Raw genomic sequence first — 25,104 nt, 5'->3', positions numbered from 1 at the left:
CATCATTACCTTTTGTTAGCGAACGACTATGTCTGCCGACGACCTCTTTGCCGACGATGCGGCGCAGACCGAGCGCACGCGCGAAACCATTCTGCGTTACCACGAAAGCTGGAAGCGCCGCGACCTGGAAGCGGTGATGGCGCTGTATCACCCGGACATCGAGTACAACGACTTCTACCAGCAGCGCTGCATGCGCCTCGATGATTTGCGCGAGTATGTTGAGAACAACTTGCCGCAGCGCCCGGGCGAATTGCTTGAGCATGTGGATCGTATCCGCATCGATGGTCATACCGCCTTCATCCAGTTTCGTATAAGCCTGCTGGGCGGCGAGGGGCTGGTAACCTTCCGTACGGGCGAAGCGATTACTGTTCGTGACGGGCTGATCTGGAGAATCAACGAGTACGCCACTCTGGTGCGCGAAGTCTGTGGCCGAGAAGGAGGTTTCACTGGACGTTCGGCGATCAGCCGTCTTGGTCTGTCTCCGCGCCAGTTGCAGCAGATGGCACGCGATCTCCAGGAATACTTCCAGAACAGCAAGCCTTTTCTCGATGCCGAGCTGAACCTGCAGCAGGTGGCCACAGCCACCGGCTATAGCCGCAACCAGATTTCCCATCTGCTCAACCAGGTTCTGGGCGAAAGTTTCTACCGCTATGTCAACCGTGCTCGTCTGCAGTATCTGCTTGATGAACTGCAGGCCGGCAGCGATCTCAAACGGGTTGATGAGCTGGCTTTTGCTGCCGGGTTCAACTCTCTGTCGGCGTTTTACAACTGTTTTCGCCGCCATACCGGCCTGTCGCCCAAGGCCTATCTCAAGCAAATTTCCTCGCGGGCACGCGCACAAGACAGCCATTGAGCCTCGCTAATAGCCTTGCGCCATTGAATACCGATGGAGGCGAGGATGACTTCCTGGCGCAATGTCAGTTTATGGATGGATCAGCTTGAGGATCCGCTGCAGGCCCGTTCGTCACTGCAAAACGACCTGGACGCCGATGTGGCGATCATCGGTGCCGGCTTCACCGGACTGTGGACAGCCTATTACCTCAAACGCCAGGCCCCTGGCCTGCACGTGGTGGTTATCGAAGCCGAAACCGCCGGCTTCGGAGCTTCGGGGCGCAACGGTGGCTGGCTGATGGGCAACCTGCTCGGCGAAGATCGTTTACTCGCCGGCCTACCACCGTCCGTGCGCCGAGCTTCCTTTGACTTGTTGCATGCTATTCCAGACGAAGTGGCACGGGTGACTGCCGCCGAAGGTATCGACTGCGACCTGCGCAAGGGCGGTGTGCTGTACTGTGCCGCACGTTATCCGGAGCAGGACGTACGGCTGCGCGAATATCTGGCCGAGCTGCGTGGGCTGGGACTGGGCGAAGAAGACTATCGCTGGCTGGAGCCGAACCAGTTGATGCAGCAGCTGCGGCTGGACAATGCCTATGGCGCGGTTTACAGCCCGCACTGCGCCACCATTCAGCCGGCCCGCCTGGTGCGCGGCCTGGCCCGCTGTGTGGAAGCCATGGGGGTGCAGATTTTCGAGCGCAGCCCAGTCATCGATTGGCAGCCTGGTCTGTTGCACACGGCTGCTGCCCGGGTTCGCACCGACTGGGTCGTACCCGCCGTGGAGGGATATTCTCCCACGCTGCCACCACTGAACGATCACGTGCTGCCGGTGCAAAGCCTGATCGTCGCCAGCGAGCCGCTACCAGCCGAGGTATGGGCCGGAATCGGTCTGGAACGCGGCCAGGCCTTCAGCGAGTTCAGCCGACAGGTGACCTATGGGCAGCGTACTCTGGACGACCGCCTGGTCTTTGGCGCACGTGGAGGCTATCGCTTTGGCGGCCGGCTGCGCAGCGATTTCAATCTGACTCAGGACGAGCGCGAGTTGCGCCGCTATCTGCTCGGTGAGCTGTTTCCGCAATTGCGTGACGTTCGCCTTACCCATGCCTGGGGCGGCAACCTGGGTATGGCTCGACGTTTCCAACCCCACATGCTGCGCGATTGCCGTAGCCGCATTGCCATGGCCGGTGGCTATGGTGGCGAAGGCGTCGGTGCGACCAATCTGGCCGGGCGCACCCTGGCCGATCTGATCCTGGGGCGCGACAGCGAGTTGCTGCAGCATCCCTGGGTCATTACTGACAGCCCGATTTCCAGCCTTCGCCGCTGGGAGCCGGAGCCCTGCCGCTGGCTGGGGTACAACGCCATCATCCGCAGCTTCGTTCATGAGGATCGGGTGCTGGCCAATCCGAACAGCCCGGTATGGCGCCGGCGTCTGGCACAAACCTTGGCCGAACGCATGGAAGCACTGATGACATGGAAGGTTGGTTGACCTGGAGTAGCTATGAATATCACCCACTTTCGTGACACACAGCACATCGTCCTTGACGAGTCCAATCCCGTAGCCGTTCCGCTCGGCGAGCCTGTAGCCGTGGCCTCTACCACCAGCGTGAAGCGTGATGATCAGGTCGAGACAGGCATCTGGGAGTGCACTCCGGGGCGCTGGCGGCGGCAGATCGTACAGCAGGAGTTCTGCCATTTCATCAGCGGGCGCTGCACCTTCACTCCGGACGGTGGCGAGCCTATGGAAATCAACGCTGGCGACGCACTGATGATGCCGGCCAATACCACTGGTATCTGGGATATCCACGAGACCGTACGTAAGAGCTACGTGCTGATCTTCAAGTAGAAGCACCGGCCAGGCACCTTCTGATCGCGGGCTGCCTATCCACTTTGCTTGCCTTGTACCTGCCTAACAAAAAGAACCGAGGTCTCAATGTTTAAGAAAGTCTTTGCCCTGAGTCTGATGGCCGCCGCAAGCGCGCAGGCCGCTGATGTACGCGTGTACAACTGGACCGACTATGTTGCGCCTGACACCGTCAAGAACTTCGAGCGTGATAGCGGCCTGAGCGTGCATTACGATGTATTCGACAGCAACGAAACGCTCGATGCCAAGCTAATGGCCGGCCGTAGTGGTTATGATGTGGTGTTCCCGTCCAACCACTTTATGGCCCGGCAGATCAAGGGCGGCGCATTCAAGCCGCTCGACCGCAGCCGCCTGGAGGGCTACGAGAACCTCAATCCGCAACTGCTCAAGGTTCTGGAAGCCAATGATCCGGGCAACGTCTACGGCATTCCCTATCTCTGGGGTACCGGGGGTATCGGCTACAACGTCGACAAGGTTCGTGCTGCACTCGGCGACGACTATGTAGTGGACTCCTGGGAGGTATTGTTCAATCCCGAACATCTGAGCAAGCTGGCCGATTGTGGTGTGGCCATCCTGGACAACGGCCCCGAACTGATCCCTATGGCGCTGCATTATCTGGGACTGCCGCATCACAGTCTGAACAAGGACGACTACAGCAAGGCCGAGGCGCTATTGCTGGAGATGCGCAAGAGTGTCCGTTATTTCCATTCCTCGAAGTATGTAGCGGATCTGGCTAACGGTGAAATCTGCCTGGCTGTCGGTTTTTCCGGCGACATCATGCAGGCCGCCAATCGCGCCAAGGAAGCTGGCAACGGCATGCAAATCGAGTATGTAATACCCAAGGAGGGCACCCCGGTGTGGTTCGACATGATCGCGATTCCCGCCGACAGCCCCAATGAGGACGCCGCCTACGCCTTCATCAATTACCTGCTCAAGCCCGAGGTGATCGGTGCTATCACCAACTTTGTGCAGTATCCCAATGCCAATACGGCGGCCGATGCCTATGTCGAACCTGCGCTGCTGAACGATCCGACGGTCTATTCGCCACAGGAAGTCATGAGCAAGCTGTACGCTCTGGAAGCCATGCCCAAGGATATCGACCGTATCCGTACCCGCCTTTGGACCCGAGTCAAGAGTGGTCGTTGATCCATAGCTGGAACGAGAGAGCCCCGCACAAAGCGGGGCTCTCTCGTTTTCACGATTTGCAAGTCGATCAGACCTTGAAGCGGCCCAGCAAGCGATCCTGTTGACCTACCTGATCCACCATTACCGAGCATTGACGCACCTGCTGCTCGGCGCCACCGGCCAACTCGTGGCTAATGTCGCGAATATTGGTGGTATTACGGTTAATCTCCTCGGTGGTAGCGCTCTGCTCCTCGGCAGCGGTTGCAATCTGCAGGTTCATATCGTTGATGCGGGTGATGGCATCGCGGATCCGTCCGAGCATGTCATTGGCAGCTCCAGCTTCTTCGGCAGTGCGACTGGCAGCATCACGGCTCTGCTGCATCCGGTTTTCTACCTGCTGCACGCCACCTTGCAGCTGATCAATCATCTGACGGATCTCCTGGGTGGCCTGTTGCGTGCGCGAGGCCAGCGAGCGCACCTCATCGGCCACCACGGCGAAACCTCGGCCGGATTCACCCGCTCGGGCTGCTTCGATAGCCGCGTTAAGTGCCAGCAGGTTGGTCTGCTCGGCAATGCTGGTGATTACCTGAAGAATCGACTCGATATTGTGGCTGAGCTTGGAGAGCTCATTGATGGCATGGCTGGTTTCATCCATTTCATCGGCCAGATGACGGATTGCTGCACTGGACTGAGATACTACGCGCACGCCGTTTTCGGTCTCTTCGTTGGCGGCTACCGCAGCCTGGGCTGCGGCCTGAGCATTGCGTGCCACCTCTTCGGCTGTAGAGGCCATTTCCTGCATGGCAGTAGCCAACTGATCCAGCTCTTGCAGCTGTTCTTGCAGGCGGCGAGCGGCCTGCTCCGATTCATTGGAGGTCAGAGCGGTACTTGCACGCACTTGCTGTGAACTTCCCATGACATCGCCGATCAGCTTCTGCAGCGTCTCGAGGAAACGGTTGAACTCGCCGGACAGCTCGCCGATTTCGTCTTGGCTGGTAATGGCCAGACGGCGGGTCAGATCGCCTTCACCGTTGTTGATTTCGTGCAGTGAGTCACTGAGCTGGGACAGCGGGCGTAGCAGACGTCCCATCAGCACACCAAGCACCAGCAGACTGATGATTACGCCAATGATGGTGCCGATCACCGCCAGCCAAGTCAGCCGGTCAGCCTCTGCCATCAGCAGGTCTTCGTCCAGAACTACACCGATATACCAGTCCATGCCGTGCAGATTTGGCAATGGCGTAAAGGAAATCAGCAAATCCTGAGTGCCGTTGCTCGCTTCCTGCAGCTGCTGCTGCAGTGTCGGAGTTTTGCCGGCGAACAGCTCGCTGATCGGCTTACCGTTATAGCTGGCGTCGGGGTGGGAAATGATGTTGCCGGATCGACTGAGCAGAAACGCGTAACCGGCGCCATTGAAATCCAGGGTGTTAACGGCATCGGCCACCGACTGCAGGCGGATGTCGCCGCCGAATACGCCGAGGAAGCGGCCGCTATCGCTGATCCGGGCTACCGCCGAGATGAGGATCTCGCCCGTAGTGGAGTCCACATAGGGTTCGGTCAGCATGGCCTGACGATTTTCCTTGCCCAGGTTGTACCAGGGGCGCTTGCGCCCGTCCCAGTCCGGGCTGGGCTTCCAGTGTTCGGAGTTCTTGATTGGTTTGCCATCACTTTCCAGTGCTCCGAATACCAGAATGAACTCGTTCTTTAGCAGCGGCAGATCGAAGATGCGCTGGTTCTCTTCCGGGCTGTAGTTGCTGTCGATGGCCTGGGACATCATATCCATCAAACGCAGTTTGGCGTTTAGCCAGTTTTCAATCTGTCTGGCCAGTGCGTTGCTTGAGGCAGTAATGCTCGACTCGGCCTGCGTGCGCAGGGTGTCGCGTACCTGTCCGACCTGGGACAGCGACAACAGACTGGTGGTAAGAAACAGCACGGTGGCAGCAGCGATGCCAACCTTATGGGCAATTTTCATTGAATGCTCCTGACGCATCAGTACGACGGGCTCTGCATCCCTGCAGTTATTGTTGTATAGCATGCCATTAGAATGATGGCATTGTGCCTTGATTGAGGGTGTCCCTGTCTACTGTATCGGGCCGGCGCAAGGCTTCTTGAGCCCGTTTTGATATTCGGGGCGTCTCAGGTGCGATCCGCCAGCGGCGATGAGCGCCGCTGTACGACCAGTCCGGCAGCGCGGGCACGCAGTTGGCCGCAGCCACCATCGACATCCTGCCCGGCTGAGTTGCGCACTTTGGTCAATACGCCGCGGCTGTGCAGATAGCGCACCATCTGCACGATACGGTCACCGTCCGGACGCTGGAACTCATCGTCTTGCAGACTGTTGTAGGGGATCAGATTGAGTACGGCGAACTTGCCCTTGAGCAGGCGCAGCAGGTTATCCATCTCCTGTTGGCTGTCGTTGATGCCGCGCAGCAGCGTCCACTGGTACTGGATGGGGTAATCAATGGCCCGGGCGTAGGCCTCGCCCAGTTCTACCAGCTCCTCAGGGTCGATACGCGGCGCCTTGGGCAGCAACTGCCGGCGCAGCTCGGCATCGGTGGTATGCAGCGACAGCGCCAGGGCAGGGCGCACCTGCTGCTGCGGCAGGCGCTCGAAAACACGTGGATCGCCTACGGTGGAAAACACCAGATTGCGGTGACCGATACCACCTTCAGTGCCCAACAGGTCAATGGCCTCCAACACGTTGTCGAGGTTGTGTGCCGGCTCGCCCATGCCCATGAACACCACTTTTTTGACCGGACGCAGGCGTCTGGCCAGAACTACCTGGGCAACCATTTCGGCACTGCTGAGTTGGCGCAAAAGACCGCTCTTGCCGGTCATGCAGAATACGCAGCCCACCGCACAGCCGACCTGGCTGGAGATGCACAGGCCGTCGCGTGGCAGCAGCACGCTTTCGACCATCTGCTTGTCGGCCAGCTCCACCAGCAGACGGGCCGAGCCGTCGGCGCCCGGATGTTCGGAGCGCAGGCGCGCCAGACCGTCCAACTCCCCGGCAAGGGTCGGCAGGGCCTGACGGACGGATAACGGCAGGAAGTTTTCGGTCTTCTGATGGCGGGTGCCGGTATCCAGTGGCTTGCCCAGCAGCCAGGCACGGGTTATCCGCCCAATGTGCCGGGGTTTGGCGCCGAGGTCGGCGAGGCGCTGATTCAGTTCTGCGAGCTGCATGGGGCGCGCATGCTACCACCGCCGTGCGCTCTTGCGTAGGCGGATCAGCGGGCCGGCAGGAACTGCCCGAAGCCGCGCTCGTGACCCAGTTCGGGAACGATCTGCTCGTCATCCACCGCCAGACGGCCATTTACCAGTACATGACTGACACAACCAGGGTTTCGGCAGACCATGCGCTGGATGCCGAAGCCCTGCATCTCGTCCCAGTTTTCTCGCTCCAGATCCTGCTGCAGTCCGTTTGGATCGAGCACCACCAGGTCGGCACGGTCGCCCGGACGAATATAGCCAGCCTCGATGCCGAGCCAGTCGGCCTGCTCGCCGGTAAGGCGGTGCACGGCACGTTCCAGGCTCATCACCGGCTGGCCCTCGTCATGGCTTTCCTTGACCAGCTTGAGAAAGCGCAGTGGCAGGTTGTAGAAAGCCATGTTGCGAATATGTGCACCGGCGTCGGAGAAGGTGATCAGCGTGTTCGGGCTTTGCACCATACGCCGCAGCTTTTCCTTGCGGTGATTGCCGATTACGGTGAACCAGCGCAGTTGGCGGCCGTACTGCACCACCATGTCGAGAAACAGATCGACCACATGCAGGCCGCGTTCGCGCGCCACCTCGGCAAAATTGCGGCCTATCAGTGAGGTGTCCGGGCAGCCTAGGATCACTGCATCGCCAAAATCGCGTTGCCAGACCCGTGGCGACAGCTTGTCCGAGTAAAACCTGCGGAAGGTGCGTCGATACTTCTTGTCCTGCAGCAGTTTGTTGCGCTCGATTTGATCCTTGAGATCCAGTGCCATCTCGCCGGCGCCGAACTCCTCGAACAGCACCACGTCCATGCCATCGGCATAGATAGCAAATGGCGTCGGCAACAATTGCCAGCGGAAGTCGCCACCGAGACGGTTGGTCAGCCAGCCGGAGAGGCGGGCGAGGAGCGCCAGGCTACGGTTGCCCTTGAGGTCGAGCAGGGAGATCAGGGTGGTTTTCAGCGGTTTGCGCAACAGGCCGATGGCCTGTCCCAGATACCGAGTGATCTGCAACGGGTTGGCAGCATTCGGTGCGCCCTGGTGTACACGGCCGCGCTGGCGCAACAGACGGTTGAGGCGTTTCACTTCTCTCCAGCGGGCGTAAGTGCTGGGCAGACTCTTCGACCACTCACGGTCGCCATCAATCTTGTCCCACTTCAGGCACATGGTAGAAAGCCCGAGGAAGCCGCAGTCCAGCGCCTCGGTAAGGAGCTTTTCCATGCGCCGCATTTCTGCCTCGCTGGGGACTACCTGGCGATCCGTGGCGCGATGCAGGCCCATGACGGAGACGCGCAGGTCGCTATGGCCGAGGAAACTGATCAGATTGGGACCGAGCGGCTGCCGTTCGACGAACTCGCGCCATTGTCGAGGAGTGCTCCAGCTCTTGCGCTCGCGCAGAATTGGCAGCACCTTCTCGCGCGGTACGGTCTCCACCCGGGTGAAGATGTCCGAAGCGTCCTCGGCCTCGCTGCAGACCATGCTCAATGAGCAACTTCCCACCAGCACTGTGGTTACACCATGACGCACCGATTCGGACAGCGCCGGGGCGACCATCAGCTCGGCGTCATAATGGGTATGGGTATCTAGGAAGCCCGGGGTGATCCACTTGCCCCGGGCGTCGATTACCCGTTTGGCCAGGCCTGCATCCAGTGGCTCGGCGCTGATCAAGGAGATGCGTCCGTCCTTGATCGCCAGACTACGGATGGCAGAGGGGGCAGCGCTGCCGTCGAAATAGCGGCCGCCCTGGATGATCAGGTCATAGCTGGACATGGCAATAGCCTCGACTCTTGTTGTTGTGCTGTCAGGGTAGTAGGCCGTGGTTTCTTCGACTTGTCATGAGACGACAGAGTTGGCACCTTCTTGCCAACTGCCGGAGGAGCTTGCATGTCCATTCGCTACGAGGTACGCAGTGCTGCACTGACTGGCTTGCCGGAGGAGATTGCCCGGCTGGGTGGTGACCTGACGGCGCTGCTGGAGAGAGTTGGGCTGGATCCGACGGCACTGGCAGATGGCGACCGGATGATTCGCATCGAGCAGTTGATTCGTCTGTTGGCCGAAGCAGCAAGCTGTCTTGACTGTGCAGATCTTGGCTTGCGCGTGGCTAGCCACCAGAATCTGGAGATGCTCGGTCTGCTTGGTCGTCTGCTGGTGCGCGAGACGGATCTGCAGTCAGCCTTCACCGCAGCTCAGCGCTATCTGGCACTACACAACAAAGCAGAACACTGGCGTCTGGTGCCACTCAATGGCCAAGTGCAGATCCTGCGCATCGAGCACTTTTTTGCCCTGGAGGGAGCGCAGTACTACCGGGAAATGGCCATCGCCGCCTACGCCCGGATGGTGCAATCCATGGGCGGGGGGGATTTGCGTCCGCTGCGGGTGACCTTCAGCCACAGCCCTGTGGCAGCGCGCGCCAGTTATCGCCAGTATCTGGGGTGTGAGGTCTACTTCGATCAGGAGCATGACGGTCTGATATATGACGCCCGCGTGTTGCAGCGCCCGGTACTGTCGATGGCCAAGGCGCAGACGCAGCGGCTCGACGGCTACTTGAAGAGTCTGCTGGAAAGCCTGCAGCAGAATCTGGAACTACAGGTGCGCAGCCTGATCGCTCAGACATTGGGCGTGCGTCAGCATTCTCTGGAACACATCGCCAAACTGCTTGACTTACACCCGCGTACATTACAGCGGCGCCTGCTGGAAGAGGGGCTGTGCTTCAGGCAACTGGTACATCAGGTAAAGATGGATCACGCCGGCTGGTACGTGCAGGCCTCCAATATGCCGTTGACGCTGCTCGCCGACGTGCTCGGCTATGCGGATCAGGCTGCCTTCTCCCGGGCCTTTCGCAATCACTTCGGGCAGTCCCCCTCGGCCTGGCGCCAAGCGCATCGCTAAGGCGCCACCACCTCGAAGCGCAGTACGCCGATCATCTGTCCGGCCTCGGTCAGCACTCGCACCTGCCACTGTCCTGTTGGCTTGGGCGGAAAGTGCCGCTTGTGTGTCCAGGCGCGATAACCCTGTTCACGGCCGCCGTGAATGTTCAGTGCAATGCGATCGACCTCGCGAGCGTTGTGCTGCCACACATGATAGATGCGTTCGTTCAGTCCGCGCGGAGCATTGATGGCGGTGTAGGCGTAGAGCCCGTCGGCCCGCAACTGGTCGCTGCTAATCTGCTTCAGGCTGCGCCCGGGCGTGCGGAGGGCACCGTCGAAGCGATCACTAATGGCCACTTCGGTCAGCCACAGGGTTGCTGGTGGAACCCATACCCGTGCCAACCAGCCGCCGCTGGCCAGTAATAGTGGCAGTACAGCCAAGAGCAGAATCCGAGGCCAGCCAGCTCCGCCGATCAGTCCGGGCAGGCTTGGTAGTGCCAGCAGCGTCGCAGTGGCCAGGGCCAGGTAATAGCTCTGAGGTGTGCTTAGATGAAAGATGATTGGCAGGGCAGTGAGCAATACGGCAAACAGTGCCAGGCTGTGCATTATCAGCAGCAACCAGCGGCGCGGAGCCAGCCAACGAAAGTAAAGCGGATCGATGATCGAGACTAGCGCAGCCAGCGCCAACAGGCCGCTGAACAATAGCTGCCCGCTGTTCCAGGTAGTGGTGATGATGAAGAACGGCAGAACGAAAAACAGGCTTTCTTGATGGATTATCTGGGTGCCGTAGCGCAGCAGCGGCAGAGGCAACTCGAAGCCAAAGCGGCGGGCAATGCGTTCGCGCAGCAGATTTTCCAGCAGCAGCCAGATCCAGCTGACCAGCAGCACCACACCCAGCACCTTAGCCAGATGGGCCTGACGATCCACCAGCAGGAAGCTGGCCACTCCCGAGCAGAAGCCGAACAGCGCTACCAGGCCGGGATAGCGCTGGAATAACGCCAACAAACGGGGAAGATGATTGAGCAGTGATTTCATAAGGAGCAAATGACGGCGATACGACGGGAAAAGCTGCAGTCGCTGGCGATGCACGGGCGCTTGCGGCAGTATGGCGTCCCCGTTTTACCTGCGAGTTCTGCGCAATGAAATTCATCCACCAACGCGAATATCTGGAGGAGGGCGACCTGGTGGTTATCCAGTGTTCGCAGCCGTGCAATATCCGTCTGATGAACGATGCCAACTTCCGCGCCTTCAGAAACCGTGGTCGACACGGTTACCACGGTGGCGCCTTCATTCGTTTCCCGGCAAAGATCCGTGTGCCATCCAGTGGTTTCTGGAACATTACTCTTGACACGGTAAGCCGCCGCGCGGTGAGCATGACACGCAAGCCGCAAATGGAGTACAGCATCAGATTCGTCCGACGCTCGAAGGGCTGAAGACATTGCAGGTTCGCTGCTGAGCTTCTGGCTGGCGGGAGCTTAAGGAGCAGCCTGAGAAGAGAAAAATTGCCTGCCGTGGCTGATCTTGCAGCCGGAGCCCCCTGATTCCGGTTGTTGCATTGGAGGCCACGGCGTACCAACAAGTTCGCCGGACAGCAGGGCCTGCGGCTGCAGGCCCTGCTGCGGGTCAGTCGGCGTAACCCAGGTTTGGGGCCAGCCAGCGTTCACTGAGTTCGACCGGCTGGTCCTTGCGCTTGCTGTACTGCTCGATTTGGTCGCGATCCACCTTGCCAACTGCAAAATACTGGGCTTCTGGGTGGGCGAAGTACCAGCCGGAAACTGCGGCTGCCGGGAACATGGCGTAATGCTCGGTAAGAAACACGCCGCTTCTGCCGGCCTTGTTGTAGTCCGCCTCGGGATCGAGCAACTTGAAAAGGGTCGCTTTCTCGGTGTGATCGGGGCAGGCCGGGTAGCCTGGAGCAGGGCGGATCCCTTTGTACTGCTCACGAATCAGCGCTTCATTGTCCAGCGCTTCGTCTGTCGCATAGCCCCAGTACTCCTTGCGCACCCGTTCGTGCAGCCATTCTGCGCAAGCCTCGGCCAGGCGGTCGGCCAGGGCCTTGACCATGATCGCATTGTAGTCGTCACCCTTGGCCTCATAGGCTTTGGCCAGTTCTTCGGCACCGATGCCGGCGGTGGTGATAAAACCGCCTACGTAGTCGGTCTTGCCACTTTCCTTCGGGGCGATGAAGTCGGCCAGCGACAGGTTCGGCTTGCCGTCCGGCTTGATGGTCTGCTGGCGCAGATGGTGCAGGGTAGCCAGCGGCCGACCGTCGTCGCCATAAACCTCGATGTCGTCGTGCTGCACCTGGTTGGCCGGCCAGAAGCCGAACACTGCCCGGGCTTTGATCAGTTTCTCGTCGATCAGCTTGCCCAGCAGCGCCTGGGCATCGTTGAACAGGCTGGTGGCTGCTTCGCCGACCACTTCGTCGGTGAGAATGCGTGGGTACTTGCCTGCCAGATCCCAGGAAATGAAGAAGGGCGTCCAGTCGATATAGCCAGCCAGGGTGCGCAGATCGATATCTTCCAACACCTGTACCCCGGTGAAGCTGGGACGTGGTGCGATATAGCTATTCCAGTCAAACACCGGCTTGTTGGCGATGGCGTCGGCATACGACAGGCGCTCGGTACGCGAGGCGCGCGCCGAGGTGCGCTCGCGCACGGTGGCGTATTCGGCGCGGGTCTTCTGCACAAAGTCAGCCTTCAGCTCTTTCGATAACAACTGGGTGGCTACCCCCACGGCACGGGACGCATCGGTGACGTAGACCACGGCATCGTTCTGGTAGTGCGGGTCGATCTTCACTGCGGTGTGGGCCTTGGACGTGGTGGCGCCGCCGATCATCAGCGGCAGCTGGAAGCCCTGGCGCTGCATCTCCTTGGCCACATGCACCATCTCGTCCAGAGACGGGGTGATCAGGCCGGACAGGCCGATGATGTCGCATTTCTCCTCGATGGCGGTCTGCAGGATCTTCTCTGCCGGCACCATCACGCCCAGGTCGACCACGTCGTAGCCGTTGCAGCCGAGCACCACGCCGACGATGTTCTTGCCGATGTCGTGTACGTCGCCTTTGACCGTAGCCATCAGGATTTTGCCCTTGGCTTCCGGCTTGTCGCCTTTCTCGGCCTCGATGAAGGGGATCAGGTGGGCCACCGCCTGCTTCATCACCCGGGCGGACTTGACCACCTGGGGCAGGAACATCTTGCCCGAGCCGAACAGGTCGCCGACCACGTTCATACCGGCCATCAGCGGGCCCTCGATGACTTCGATGGGGCGCGCGCATTGTTGGCGGGCTTCTTCGGTATCTTCGACGATCCAGGTGGTGATGCCCTTGACCAGTGCGTGTTCCAGGCGCTTGTTCACCGGTAGCGAGCGCCACTCCTCGTTTTCCACCTCCTTGACCGCGCCGCCACCACGATAGTCCTCGGCGATAGCCAGCAGCGCCTCGGTGGCGCCGGCGTGGCGGTTGAGGATGACGTCCTCGACCTTATCGCGCAGCTCGGCCGGTATCTCGTCGTAGATCTCCAACTGACCGGCGTTGACGATGCCCATGGACAGGCCGTTTTTGATTGCGTGGTAGAGGAACACCGAGTGGATCGCCTCACGTACCGGATTGTTGCCTCGGAACGAGAAGGACACGTTGGACACGCCACCCGAACTGAGCGCGTAGGGCAGCTCGTCACGGATAAAGGCGCAGGCCTCGATAAAGTCCACCGCGTAGTTGTTGTGTTCCTCGATGCCGGTGGCGACGGCGAAGATGTTCGGGTCGAAGATGATGTCTTCCGGCGGGAAGCCGACTTCGTTGACCAGAATGTCGTAGCTGCGCTGGCAGATTTCCTTCTTGCGCGCGGCGGTGTCGGCCTGGCCGACCTCGTCGAAGGCCATCACCACCACGGCGGCGCCGTAGCGCTTGCACAGCTTGGCGTGGTGCTTGAACGCTTCGACGCCTTCCTTCATGGAGATCGAGTTGACGATGCCCTTGCCCTGGATGCACTTCAGGCCGGCCTCGATCACCTCCCACTTGGAGGAGTCGATCATGATCGGCACGCGCGAGATGTCCGGCTCGCCGGCGATCAGGTTGAGGAAGCGGACCATGGCAGCCTTCGAATCGAGCATGCCTTCGTCCATGTTGATGTCGATCACCTGAGCACCGGCTTCTACCTGCTGCAAGGCGACTTCCAGCGCCTCGGTGTAGTTCTCCTCGCGAATCAGTCGGGCGAACTTGGCGCTGCCGGTGATATTGGTGCGCTCGCCGACGTTCACGAACAGCGAGTTGCGGTCAATGGTGAAAGGCTCCAGACCGGACAGCCGGCAGGCGCGCGGAATCTCCGGGATCACCCGTGGCGGATACTTGGCCACGGCATCGGCAATCGCCTGGATATGTGCCGGGGTAGTACCGCAGCAGCCACCGATGATGTTGAGAAGGCCCGAGGCGGCAAACTCTTCGATTACGCTGGCCATCTGCTCCGGCGTTTCATCGTATTGGCCAAAGGCGTTGGGCAGACCGGCATTCGGGTGAGCCGAGACATGGGTGTCGGCCTTGGCCGCCAGCTCGGCCAGGTAGGGGCGCAGCTCCTTGGCGCCGAGGGCGCAGTTCAGACCGATGGAAAGCGGCTTGGCATGACGAACCGAGTTCCAGAAGGCCTCGGTGGTCTGGCCGGACAGGGTGCGGCCGGAGGCGTCGGTGATGGTGCCGGAAATCATGATCGGCAGCTCGATGCCCAGCTCTTCGAATATGCCCTGTACGGCGAAGATCGCCGCCTTGGCATTGAGAGTGTCGAAGATGGTTTCGATCAGGATCAGATCGGCGCCGCCCTCGATCAGACCGCGGGTGGCCTCGCTGTAGTTCTCCACCAGTTCATCGAAGGTGACGTTGCGATAGCCCGGGTCGTTGACGTCCGGGGAGATGGAGCAGGTGCGGCTGGTCGGGCCAAGCACGCCGGCGACGAAGCGTGGGCGATCCGGTGTTTCCAGGGTCTTGGCATCGGCTACCTGGCGGGCGACGCGGGCGCCGGCCACGTTCAGCTCGTAGACCAGCTCCTCCATGCCGTAGTCGGCTTGCGAGACTCGCGTGGCGTTGAATGTGTTGGTCTCGAGGATGTCGGCGCCGGCGTCCAGGTAGGCGCGCTCGATTTCGGCGATCACTTCGGGCCTGGTCAGCAGCAGCAGGTCGTTGTTGCCCTTGACGTCGCTCGGCCAGTCGGCGAAGCGCTCGCCGCGGTAGTCGGCTTCCTCCAGCTTGTAGCTCTGGATCATGGTGCCCATGCCGCCATCGAGGATCAGGATGCGTTCTTTCAGGGCTTGCTGAAGAAGGGCGAGGCGGCTGCTGCGATCTGACATGGGAACTACCTGAGCAAAGCGAAAACAAAGGCCGGAGATGATAGCAAAGCTGTCGTGCTCTGGATCGGCAGAGGCATGTTCATGAATTCCATTCATGTTGCCGCGTGCTGTATGTCGATAGAATGACGCCTTCGTGATCAGGGAAATGGCCATGTTCAAGCGCGCTGCTGTGGTTCTTCTATCTTTCGCAGCGGGCCTGGCCCGGGCGGAGGCAGTCTCCTATCTGGATGAGGTTCAACCCATCTTCACCCACAAGTGCGTGGCCTGTCACAGTTGCTACGACGCCCCCTGCCAGCTCAACCTCGGCAGCTCCGAAGGGCTGTTGCGCGGTGCCAGCCAACAACCTGTGTACGATGGCGCACGAAGCAAGGCACAGGACACCACACGACTGTTTCTGGACGCCCATGATGAAGCCGCCTGGCGCCAGCGAGGTTTTCACTCGGTGCTGGAAGGCGAGCAGGGACAGCCAGCGCTGCTGCGGCGCATGCTGGAGCTGGGCCACAGCCAGCCTCTGCCGGCCAACGAACGGCTGCCGGAGGATCTCGAGCTGGCCATTACTCGCAGCAACAGTTGCGCCTTGCCGGATCAGTTTGAGGCTTATGCTGCCAAGACGCCCTTGGGCGGCATGCCCTTTGCCGTGACCGGACTGAGCGACGAGGAATACAGCACCTTGCAGCGCTGGCTGGAACAAGGAGGGAGGGTGGCTCGGCAGGAGCTCGTACCCAGCGCCGCCGAGCAACAGCAGATCGTCACCTGGGAGAACTTCCTAAATGCGCCTGGGGCGCGCCAGGCACTGGTATCGCGCTGGCTTTACGAGCACCTGTTTCTTGCTCATCTGCATTTCGAAGGCGACGAGACCGGACACTTCTTTGAGCTGGTACGCTCGCGCACGCCCAGCGGCAAACCGGTCGATCCCATTGCCACGCGCCGGCCGAACGACGACCCGGGCACCGAGTTCTACTACCGGCTGCGTCCGTTGGAAGGAGTGATAGTGCACAAAACACATATCACCTATCCACTCAGCGAACAGAAACTGACGAGGGTGCAGGATCTGTTTTTCAGCGAGGAATGGACACTGGAGGCTCTGCCGGGTTATGGCGCCCAGCGCCGTGCCAATCCTTTCGAGACCTTTGCCGCGATTCCTCCACAAGCCCGCTATCAGTTCATGCTGGATAACGCCGAATACTTCGTGCGTACCTTCATCCGCGGCCCGGTCTGCCGCGGGCAGATCGCCACCGATGTGATCCGTGACCAGTTCTGGGCCTTATTCCAGGCTCCGGAGCACGACCTTTACCTGAGCAATGCCGAGTACCGCCAGCAAGCCACGCCGCTGCTGGCGATGCCTGGACAGTTCGACGAAATCGGCGATTTGCTGGGGCTCTGGCGCAACTATCGCGACAAACGCAACGATTACGAGAACCTGCGCCGTGAGGCCTATGCTGAGTCGGCTCCTGCCGACTGGTCGCACATCTGGGCCGGCAATGACAACGCGCTGCTGACGATCTTTCGCCAGCATGACAGCGCATCGGTACGCAAGGGTCTGATCGGCGCGGTGCCGCAGACCATCTGGTGGATGGACTATCCGCTGCTGGAACGCACCTACTACCAGTTGGTGGTCAACTTCGACGTTTTCGGCAATGTCTCGCACCAGGCGCAGACACGCCTGTACTTCGATCTGATCCGCAACGGCGCCGAGGTCAATTTTTTGCGTCTGCTGCCGGCGGACAGCCGCAAGAGCTATCTGGATGACTGGTACCAGAGCAGTGGCAAGCTGAAGATGCTGCTGGACTACACCACAGTGGATCACCATACGCCTAGCGCCACCGGCCTGGCAGGCGGCGATCCTAAGCGCCAGTTCGCCGAAGGCTTGCTGCAACGTTTTACAGCAATTAACGCCAGGCCCGATCCAATCAACCGCTGCCCTGGTGCCTACTGTCACCGCGAAGAACTGCCCGCCGAGCTGCGACAGGCCGAGCAAACGCTGGCACGGCTCGCCAGCCGGCCGGCCGGTGGTCTGCGAGTGATCGAGCAGTTGCCAGAGGCGACTCTGCTGCGTATCGAGCTGAGTGATGGTCGCCGTGAGATCTACAGCCTGCTGCGTAATCGTGCACACAGCAATGTGGCTTTCATGCTGGGTGAAGAACTGCGCTATCAGCCGCAGCTGGACACCCTGACCCTTTATCCAGAGGTACTCAGCAGTTACCCGAACTTCATCTTCAACCTACCGGCCGGGGATGTGGCGACTTTTGTCAGGCTGATGGAGCAAGTCGTAGAGCGTCGTGATTTCGAGGCTATCGTCGAGCGCTGGGGAGTGCGTCGTAGCCATCCCCGATTCTGGTACTACTTCCATGATCTGGCCGAACATATTCGCGAGACCCAAGCTTTGGAAAGCGGAGTGCTGGACATGAACCGCTATCAGAACCTATGAGTCGCTATCCTGAACGATCCGAGCACTGCAGAGCCGGATCGCTGAAAAGGATCAATTCCTACCAATTTACTTGGGCTTTAATCGAGGCGCGCCCTGGCGTACACTTCCTGCATGTTCGCGAGGAGTTGTCATGAGCGCCATCACCATTACTCAAGCCGCCGAAGACTACCTGGCCGACCTGCTGCGTAAGCAGGACACGCCCGGTATCGGCATCCGCATCTTCATCACCCAGCCGGGCACGCCCTACGCCGAAACCTGTATTGCCTACTGCAAACCGGGTGAGCAGAAGCCGGAGGACACAGCGCTCGGCCTGGCCAGCTTTACGGCCTGGATCGATGGCGTCAGTGAACCCTTCCTCGAGGATGCCGTGGTCGACTACGCTACTGATCGGATGGGCGGGCAGCTGACCATCAAGGCGCCGAATGCCAAGGTACCGATGATCAACGAAGACAGCCCGTTGAATGAGCGCATCAACTACTACCTGCAAACCGAGATCAACCCCGGCCTAGCCAGTCATGGCGGTCAGGTTAGTCTGGTTGATGTAGTCGAGGAGGGGATTGCGGTACTGCGCTTTGGTGGTGGCTGTCAGGGCTGCGGACAGGCCGACTATACTCTCAAGGAAGGCATTGAGAAGACGCTGCTAGAACGTATCCCCGAACTCAAGGGCGTGCGCGATATCACGGATCACAGTAACCGCGAAAACGCCTATTACTAAGCGCAAAGGTCGGAAGGGAGGGGGCGACATGTTCGCCCCTTTTTCTTTTCAGGGGCAGTAGTCAAGCAAGGGCGGAAGCCCGGTTATCTAAGGGCGCCATCTGGCGCCCCTGATTGAAAGACTTACTCCGGCATACTCCAGGGTGCCAGGTCGAAGCCCTTGTTGCGCAGTTCCTCGCGGGAGCGAGTCAGGACAACGGCCAACTGGGCCGGATCGGTGTATGTCTCGCAGGACAGCTGGGTACGCCCGAGCAGGCGGGTGCTGGTACGGTCGATCACGCTGATGCTGATCATGCCACTACCATCCTGAGGAGACCAGGCTACGCACTGGAAGGGACGAAATGCACGATCAGCAATCAGCAAAGCATCGTTGGCGCGCAGAGGAGTGTTCATGGATCCGGTTTCTCCGTAATGATCCCAGTAATGAATGCAGCCAATCGTTCATTGGCTGGCCTTTCACTACTGTTGATGACCGCAGACACCGTAAAAGTCACACATCCTTGGAAAATATTTAACTGTCCTGTCAAGTTAGTGAAAAAGTACGCAAGTGGCGCACGCAATCATCCCAGTCAGTGAGCTGGCTGCTCCGTCATTGGTAGCCGCTCAGGCTCCCTGGGTGTTGCTACCTGGTCAGCGGCATTGCGCTGTTGTCGATAGGCACTGACGGCTTCGTACACCGATTTGCGCAGGCGGTTGATGCCGCCAATCGGGCGATGCTCGGGCAGCGCATGCCAAGGATTGAAGGATAGGTTGTCGCAGAAGAGGTTCTGCTCACGGGTATCGAAATCCTGTGCCGGCACATGGATACGAGCGGCCGTCTCGAATGGGGAAACCGCCTCGCTCCATTCCACACTGGTGTCCTCGATAGGCATGTAGTGCTCGGGATTCTGCCGCTGCACCTGAAGTTCAAAGCAGGCCGCACTGCGATCCAGAGAAAGCTGCTGATAGAGCGCATTGCGCAGGAAGTTAGGCAGATCGGTGTTCTGTTCCGGTAGCTCGTAGGGCGGACAGTTCTGCGGTGCCGGCACGACGCGGTATTTGATGTTGAGCGGGCCGAGTTTGAACGGAGCAATGGAGTTGTAAGTCGTCGCCACTGGGCTCTCTGGCGCCGGTGCCAGGGTCTTGAGTGCGATCAGCAGATGACGGAATTCCCAGCTGCGCGGATCCCAGCTCGGGAAGAAGGCCAATGCCTTCTTCCCTTCGGCCTGGGCGGCGAAATTGCTGCGGTACTCGGCTACATCCCGGACAAAGAACACCGGATGGTTGAACATTACAAAGTCCTGCTCGCGGGCATGAGCCGAGCTTTTCATCAGTTTCTCACCAGGCACGTCCAGTAGTTTTAGGGCCATGCCGCGGGCATCGCGTACCCGATCGAACTGTGGGTAGGCATTGCCATTCGACAGCCGCATCCAGGCTTGCCAAGTGTGTCCAGGTTCGCTGAAAACGCCATGCCGCAGTGCCGGATCGAGGTTTTCGATCACTTGTACCTCGGCCCGGACACAGCCGTGAGCCTTGGCATGGGCATCACGCAAGACCCGGGTATTGTCGCGATGTTGTTCGACGATGCGGATAGCATCGTCGATGATCAGGCGGGTTAACAGGGCTTCGTCAGGCGGAATTTCCTCATCGCTGGCCACCGGGCCGGAGAATTTCCAGGCGTAATAGGCTTCGCCCAGTCCCCAACCGGCCAGAGCGGCAAACAACAGAATCAGCAGGGTCTTGCCAAGCAGCCGGCCAAGCCAGAGCCAGAAGCGTTTCAACATTGTCGGATTCCTTGCTCTAGAGGATTCATTCAGCCTTCACAACTCGGGCCGGGCGTCCAGGGTTTAACCGGCACTTCGCTGAGACGTCCCTCCATCTCCGGGTTGCCGAGCACCTTGAGATATTCGATCAGTGCCATCCGCTCTCGCGGAGAAAGTCCCCGGCCGATTACGCCGTCCTGGCGGCAACCGTCACGGAACTCGTGACCACGATTGGAGTTGCCGGTGACTCGGGTATCGAAACGAAAGCCGCCGGGGAACGACTCGGTGCGATAGCCAACACGCACCGGGTCGAACTCGAAACTACCTACCCAGAATTCGCTTTGCCGCTCATAGATAGGCGACAACAACTCGAACAGATTGGAGACGGAACCGTTGTGCAGGAATGGCGGCGTGGCCCAGACGCCATCCAGAGGGCGGGCCTTATAACCGCGTTTTTCCTGTACGCCGATGGACAGCCCGTAACCATCCATGGCGTGGCGCTGTTCGGTGCCGATACCGGCATCCTGATAGGCGCGGTTTTCCACGTAAGCGGTGATATAGGCCAGGCCCTTGGCGCTGGAGATACTAGTGAGATCTATGCTTTCCGGGTCAGTGCCAAACAGTTTGACATCCAGTCGGTTCAGCTCGGCTTGTGTCCAGCCCAGGCGGCTGATATCGAAGCGGTGATCGGCAATGTTGTTGGCGGTAGTGGGGTCGGTGCCGACAATGGTTGTCGGTACAACACGCATCTTCCATTCTGGATCGCGGCTAGGCGCCAGTCGTCGCTCTTCCGGTTGCGGGTTCGGGGCGTGGCAGTAGGCGCAGTTCTCGAGATAGAGCGCCTTGCCCTGACTAGCCAGGGCAAGGTCCACTGGACCGAAGATTTCTTCCGGCCATTTCGGTGGCTGCAAAGACTTGAGCGTTTCTTCCAAGGTGTAGAGATCGTGCAGGCGCACGCTGGATGCGTAGCGATCTGACTCGGCAACGGCGTTACCCTGCTCGTCGAACAGATGCAGACTGGCACCGACGCCCAGTGCCTCACCAATATTGCGCGCCATCGGCTGCATGGCCGAGCCGTTCCACTGCACCCAATCGAACTTCCAGATGTCCCACAGGTGCGGATAGCTCACCGGGGCGTTGGCCACTCGGTAGTTGGCCGGGTCAATGGCATCGCCAAACACGCTGTTGGCAATACGTCCGAAGGCGTCGGTACGGCCGAACCCTTCTTCGGTCGGGTAAAGGCCACGGTGCCAGTCGTTAAACGCGGTGGCCAGCAGGCGGTCGAGTACTGCCTTAAAGTCGCTGCGCAGACGATCCTTGTCCTCGGAGTAGTTTTCACCCAGCACTTCGCGAGCGAAGCGGTTGAATTTCGAGGGATTGTAGTAAGTAAAGGCCATGCTCATGCCCAGTGCCTGGCCAAAACCGCCACCTCGCAAGGTAGGTACCGTGGAGGCCAGCGAATGCAGCGCGGCACCGCCGTCGATCCGAACGGCCTGGCCCTTGTAGCGCAGCTCACCGGTATGACAGGCGGCACAACTGATATCAAGGAAGTGTTCGCCGCTCTCGTCATCCAGATGGCGGGCAAAACCCACAGGCAGGTTGCCAGGGTTGAGTTCGGTTGGCTGCTGCTGCGGATCGCTGAGGAAGCCAAAGCGCGCCAGGTAATCCGGACGAGCAAATTTCTCGGTGCCAAAGGGCATTTCCAGAGCAACAAACCAGTCGTAGCGCAGGCCTTTTACCGTCGTGCCCTGGGGGGTGTAGTAGTAGGTCTGGCGCTGCTCGTCGCTCCACTGCTGCAGATAATGCAATTGCGACGGCTGTTCGTATGCCGGCAGGTTGGGGTTGGCAATGTAATACAGTACCGCCGCCAGGACAGCTATCAGCAATAACACGGCGAGTTTGACAAGACGACTCAGTAGGCGAAGCATCGGAGACTTCCTTGTAGCGTTCTTATTAACCGGCCTGTTATGCCAATACCTTCAGTTATTGGCAAGTTGCCATCGCTTCAGCCAAAGAAAAGGACGAGTTATTCGCTGTGCAGCAGTCGTTGTACCTCGTGCAGAGCTGTCTGACGTCGCAGCAGCCAGTCGCCGCCCAGTTCCCGTAATGGTTGTTCATTCGCCTGCAGCCAATCTCTGCAATCGCTGTGGAAAGCCAATCGTTCGGCCAGCTGAGGTTGGCAGCGCTGGCCGTCAGCTACCCAAGGCACGCCACGCGGGTCAAGCAGCAGATGCAGGTCGTAGTGCCGGGACAACAGTTCCTGTTCCAGCCAGTCCGGGCAGTCACCAAACAGATAGCGGCTCCAGAGTATATTGCTCAGGAGATGGGTATCGAGAATCAGCAGGTGAGGGCGCTGTGCACGTGCTGCATCCTCCCAGGCAAGCTGGCCCCGGGCGATGGTCGGGATATCGGCGTGGCAGGTATCACGTTGCTCACTGTCGATGAAATGGCGCACGTACTCGCCAACTACGCAGCCACCGAAACAAGCGCGGATTTCCTCAGCCAACCAGCTCTTGCCCGTGGACTCTGGACCGGTCAATACCAGTACTTTCACAAGCCACCTCGCAGCTGTTGCTGCCGACGCCAGCTGAGCCAGCCGCTAATGGCCAGTAGTGTAAAGACGGCATACAGAGCCGCGGTGAGGTACAGGGCACTGTGCAGGAAGAAGGCGACGTAACACAGATCCACTACGATCCACAGTGTCCAGCATTGCAGGCGCTTTTGTGCCATCCAAAGCTGGGCAACCAGGCTGAAGGCGGTGAGTGCAGCGTCCAGCCAAGGAGCGCTGGCGTCGGTGTGGGCCTGCATCAGGTAACCGAGAAATACTGCACCCAGTGTGCCAGCGAGCAGACCGCCGAACATGCCTTGCCAGCCCAGCAGGCTGACCTGACGTCCGTCATGGTGCTCGCCACCGCGTGTCCACTGCCACCAACCATAGAGTTGCAGCAGGGCGAACAGCAGTTGCAGTATCAGGTTGGAGTACAGGCGCCAGTCGTAGAACAGCCAGGCATAGAGCAGCACCATGACCAACCCAACCGGCCAGCACAAGACGTTTTGGCGCACAGTAAGCCATACAGCCAGGACACCGAGTCCGGCCGCAATGAATTCAACCCAGGACATCCGCTATCCTCGCGATGGAAAAAAGCAGCCGATTGTACCGGTCTGCCGGACGTTGAACAGCACTGGCAGCTTCTGCATGCGGTAATGCAGCGAAAGCTGGATTATTCCCCCCAGATGTCTGATAGCATCTCTAGGGCTTGGCACTCTGGCGGTGCCGGTTTTCCAGCAGACAGGGTATCGGAGCTTGGCGCAAACGCCACTTCGGTGTCTGCATCTCTCCCTCTTGATATCTGCTTTCCCCTCTGAGAGCGGAGGCGATGCCTGAGGCGAAGCGGTCGAGCCATCATAAGGAACCTCTATGGCGCCAGCTTGTCCCAAGGCCGGGGCAGCATTTCATTTTTTGCACGGTTCCGTGTCGTTGTCGGGGGAGTTGATGGATATCTGGGTGGCCTTTCAGGCCCTGATTCTGGGCGTAATCGAAGGCTTGACGGAGTTTCTTCCCGTATCCAGTACCGGCCATCTGATCGTGGCAGGAGACCTGCTGGGGTTTAAGGGAGAGAAGGCCACGGCGTTCAAGATCATCATCCAGTTAGGCGCCATCTTGGCGGTGATCTGGGAGTTTCGCGAACGAATCCTTTCCGTGGTTCGGGGACTGCCGAGAGAACACTCGGCCCGACGTTTTAGCGTCAATCTGCTGATCGCTTTTCTTCCTGCAGCCATCATTGGCCTGCTGTTTGCCGACTTTATCGAATACTGGCTGTTTAACCCGATCACAGTGGCCAGCGCGCTGATCCTTGGCGGAGTGATCATGATCTGGGCAGAGAAGCGTCAGCATACGGTGCGGGTGGAGTCGGTCGAGGATATGAACTGGGTGCTGGCCCTCAAGGTGGGCTTTGCGCAGTGCTTGGCCATGATTCCCGGCACATCCCGCTCCGGTGCCACCATTATCGGCGGCTTAGCCTTGGGGCTTTCGCGCAAGGCGGCTACCGAGTTTTCTTTCTTTCTGGCAATGCCGACCATGATTGGTGCCACGACCTATTCGCTGTTCAAGTATCGCGAGAGCCTGCAATGGAGCGACTTGCCGGTGTTTGCCATCGGTTTTGGCACGACTTTCGTCGTCGCGATGCTAACGGTGCGGGCCTTGCTGAAGTTCATTGCCAGCCATAGCTACCAGTTATTCGCCTGGTACCGGATCGCATTCGGGATGCTGATTCTCGCCACCTGGCAGCTTCATGTGATCGACTGGAGCACAGCCCGCTCATAAGGTGCTCACTGATTCAGTAGTAACCCGGGCTGCATTCTTTTCGGCAGCCGCCGCACCACCTGTTGGTGTGAGGCAATCAGCAGGTGGCGCAGTTCCAGCTCAGTCAGTGGTAGATGTGGGACGCTCATGCTGATCCAATGAGCACGCGCCAGATAGGGAGCGGGACGGATGCCCGGGCGATCCACATAACCGAGGAAAAGCTCCGGATTCACCTTGAAGGCAAGCCGCTCACCTGAAATATCCAGAATGGCGAACATTTTGCTCTCATAAACCGAAAATACCCGGTTGCTGCCCCACTTCAGATCCTCTTGGGCGCCCGGAAGTGCCCGACAGAAATTCGCGATCTCCGCTGCCGTCATTACTTAGCTCCCTGAAAAAACCGCGGTTAACCCCGCCGCGTCAGGATAGTTGTCGTGTGAGTTGATTCGATGAGTCTTGGTCGGTGGGCGGAAGTGAGAGCCGTGTGGCGCGTTATTCGATAGAGCATCGGGAGTGGGTGGTGCGGCAGATGATGCCGCCCTTGAACCGGACGGTGCCGGAGCTGGTGGAAGCGACAGGCATTACTGATGCCACCCTGTATGCTTGGCGCAAACAGGCCAGAGCAGCGGGAGCAGTGGTGCCGGCAGATGGACAGCAGGCCGACCAGTGGTCGAGCCAGGACAAGTTTCGGGTGGTGCTGGA

General features: G+C 59.6%; 21 protein-coding genes and 1 pseudogene. 10 read left to right on the top strand and 12 right to left on the bottom strand.

Translation table 11 applies throughout. From position 1 onward, the window contains the following. The first annotated feature begins 28 nt into the window (after positions 1-28). From NCCP436_RS05940 to NCCP436_RS05925, 4 genes are all read left to right on the top strand, one after another. Positions 29-853, top strand: coding sequence for a nuclear transport factor 2 family protein (locus tag NCCP436_RS05940; RefSeq protein ID WP_220802969.1), 825 nt, complete (start codon positions 29-31; stop codon positions 851-853). A 45-nt stretch (positions 854-898) separates the two neighbouring features. Further along, entirely contained in the window at positions 899-2,317 is a 1,419-nt protein-coding gene (locus NCCP436_RS05935; RefSeq protein WP_220802967.1) for an FAD-binding oxidoreductase, read from the top strand. A 12-nt stretch (positions 2,318-2,329) separates the two neighbouring features. Further along, positions 2,330-2,674, top strand: coding sequence for a cupin domain-containing protein (locus tag NCCP436_RS05930; protein WP_220802965.1), 345 nt, complete (start codon positions 2,330-2,332; stop codon positions 2,672-2,674). 87 nt (positions 2,675-2,761) lie between these two features. After that, positions 2,762-3,838, top strand: coding sequence for a polyamine ABC transporter substrate-binding protein (locus NCCP436_RS05925; RefSeq protein WP_220802963.1), 1,077 nt, complete (start codon positions 2,762-2,764; stop codon positions 3,836-3,838). Between the two features lie 67 nt (positions 3,839-3,905). On the opposite strand, the gene NCCP436_RS17780 is transcribed toward NCCP436_RS05925, so the two are convergent. From NCCP436_RS17780 to NCCP436_RS05910, 4 genes and pseudogenes are all read right to left on the bottom strand, one after another. Beyond that, entirely contained in the window at positions 3,906-4,733 is an 828-nt protein-coding gene (locus tag NCCP436_RS17780; protein WP_375709475.1) for a methyl-accepting chemotaxis protein, read from the bottom strand. Positions 4,734-4,763: 30 nt separating this feature from the next. Continuing rightward, a pseudogene (locus NCCP436_RS17775) lies at positions 4,764-5,789 on the bottom strand (cache domain-containing protein); the annotation flags it as partial. Positions 5,790-5,953: 164 nt separating this feature from the next. After that, positions 5,954-7,000, bottom strand: coding sequence for an RNA methyltransferase (locus NCCP436_RS05915; RefSeq protein WP_220802961.1), 1,047 nt, complete (start codon positions 6,998-7,000; stop codon positions 5,954-5,956). Positions 7,001-7,044: 44 nt separating this feature from the next. Continuing rightward, on the bottom strand, positions 7,045-8,784 hold the full coding sequence (locus NCCP436_RS05910; protein ID WP_220802959.1) for an amidohydrolase family protein: 1,740 nt from the start codon (positions 8,782-8,784) through the stop codon (positions 7,045-7,047). A 114-nt stretch (positions 8,785-8,898) separates the two neighbouring features. Between NCCP436_RS05910 and NCCP436_RS05905 the strand changes: the two genes are divergently transcribed. Continuing rightward, positions 8,899-9,903: an AraC family transcriptional regulator gene (locus NCCP436_RS05905; RefSeq protein WP_220802957.1), complete on the top strand. Its 1,005-nt coding sequence runs from the start codon at positions 8,899-8,901 to the stop codon at positions 9,901-9,903. Here the strand turns inward: NCCP436_RS05905 and NCCP436_RS05900 are convergent. Beyond that, complete coding sequence (locus NCCP436_RS05900) at positions 9,900-10,916, bottom strand: DUF5924 family protein (RefSeq protein ID WP_220802954.1); 1,017 nt, start codon at positions 10,914-10,916, stop codon at positions 9,900-9,902. The two genes, NCCP436_RS05905 and NCCP436_RS05900, sit on opposite strands and share 4 nt — an antisense overlap. A gap of 104 nt (positions 10,917-11,020) precedes the next feature. Here NCCP436_RS05900 and NCCP436_RS05895 point away from each other — a divergent pair, with 104 nt between their 5' ends. Beyond that, on the top strand, positions 11,021-11,314 hold the full coding sequence (locus NCCP436_RS05895) for a DUF1883 domain-containing protein (RefSeq protein WP_220802952.1): 294 nt from the start codon (positions 11,021-11,023) through the stop codon (positions 11,312-11,314). Positions 11,315-11,504: 190 nt separating this feature from the next. On the opposite strand, the gene metH is transcribed toward NCCP436_RS05895, so the two are convergent. Further along, on the bottom strand, positions 11,505-15,215 hold the full coding sequence (gene metH / locus NCCP436_RS05890; protein ID WP_220802951.1) for a methionine synthase: 3,711 nt from the start codon (positions 15,213-15,215) through the stop codon (positions 11,505-11,507). Positions 15,216-15,366: 151 nt separating this feature from the next. Here metH and NCCP436_RS05885 point away from each other — a divergent pair, with 151 nt between their 5' ends. Together NCCP436_RS05885 and nfuA are read left to right on the top strand one after the other, a co-directional pair. Next, complete coding sequence (locus NCCP436_RS05885; protein WP_220802948.1) at positions 15,367-17,643, top strand: fatty acid cis/trans isomerase; 2,277 nt, start codon at positions 15,367-15,369, stop codon at positions 17,641-17,643. A 130-nt stretch (positions 17,644-17,773) separates the two neighbouring features. Further along, on the top strand, positions 17,774-18,358 hold the full coding sequence (nfuA, locus tag NCCP436_RS05880) for a Fe-S biogenesis protein NfuA (protein WP_220802946.1): 585 nt from the start codon (positions 17,774-17,776) through the stop codon (positions 18,356-18,358). A gap of 122 nt (positions 18,359-18,480) precedes the next feature. On the opposite strand, the gene NCCP436_RS05875 is transcribed toward nfuA, so the two are convergent. From NCCP436_RS05875 to pnuC, 5 genes are all read right to left on the bottom strand, one after another. Beyond that, entirely contained in the window at positions 18,481-18,750 is a 270-nt protein-coding gene (locus NCCP436_RS05875) for a hypothetical protein (protein WP_220802945.1), read from the bottom strand. Between the two features lie 176 nt (positions 18,751-18,926). Continuing rightward, entirely contained in the window at positions 18,927-20,120 is a 1,194-nt protein-coding gene (locus NCCP436_RS05870) for a catalase family protein (protein ID WP_220802943.1), read from the bottom strand. Positions 20,121-20,149: 29 nt separating this feature from the next. Further along, positions 20,150-22,027, bottom strand: coding sequence for a di-heme-cytochrome C peroxidase (locus NCCP436_RS05865; protein ID WP_220802942.1), 1,878 nt, complete (start codon positions 22,025-22,027; stop codon positions 20,150-20,152). Positions 22,028-22,125: 98 nt separating this feature from the next. Then, on the bottom strand, positions 22,126-22,653 hold the full coding sequence (locus tag NCCP436_RS05860; protein ID WP_220802941.1) for an AAA family ATPase: 528 nt from the start codon (positions 22,651-22,653) through the stop codon (positions 22,126-22,128). Next, positions 22,650-23,219 carry a nicotinamide riboside transporter PnuC gene (gene pnuC, locus NCCP436_RS05855; RefSeq protein ID WP_220802940.1) on the bottom strand — a complete coding sequence of 190 codons (570 nt, stop codon included), beginning with the start codon at positions 23,217-23,219 and terminating at the stop codon, positions 22,650-22,652. The genes NCCP436_RS05860 and pnuC overlap by 4 nt, the downstream gene beginning before the upstream one ends. Positions 23,220-23,592: 373 nt before the next feature. Between pnuC and NCCP436_RS05850 the strand changes: the two genes are divergently transcribed. Further along, positions 23,593-24,423, top strand: coding sequence for an undecaprenyl-diphosphate phosphatase (locus NCCP436_RS05850; protein WP_220803299.1), 831 nt, complete (start codon positions 23,593-23,595; stop codon positions 24,421-24,423). Between the two features lie 5 nt (positions 24,424-24,428). Here the strand turns inward: NCCP436_RS05850 and NCCP436_RS05845 are convergent, their stop codons facing one another. Then, positions 24,429-24,782, bottom strand: coding sequence for an MmcQ/YjbR family DNA-binding protein (locus NCCP436_RS05845; protein WP_220802938.1), 354 nt, complete (start codon positions 24,780-24,782; stop codon positions 24,429-24,431). Positions 24,783-24,886: 104 nt separating this feature from the next. Here NCCP436_RS05845 and NCCP436_RS05840 point away from each other — a divergent pair. Beyond that, positions 24,887-25,104, top strand: a 218-nt coding sequence (locus tag NCCP436_RS05840; protein WP_220802935.1) for a transposase, incomplete at its 3' end; no start/stop codon positions are given.

This window comes from Pseudomonas sp. NCCP-436 (assembly GCF_019656335.1).
Classification (GTDB): Bacteria; Pseudomonadota; Gammaproteobacteria; order Pseudomonadales; family Pseudomonadaceae; genus Aquipseudomonas.
This window is presented reverse-complemented; position numbering and strand designations above follow the sequence as displayed.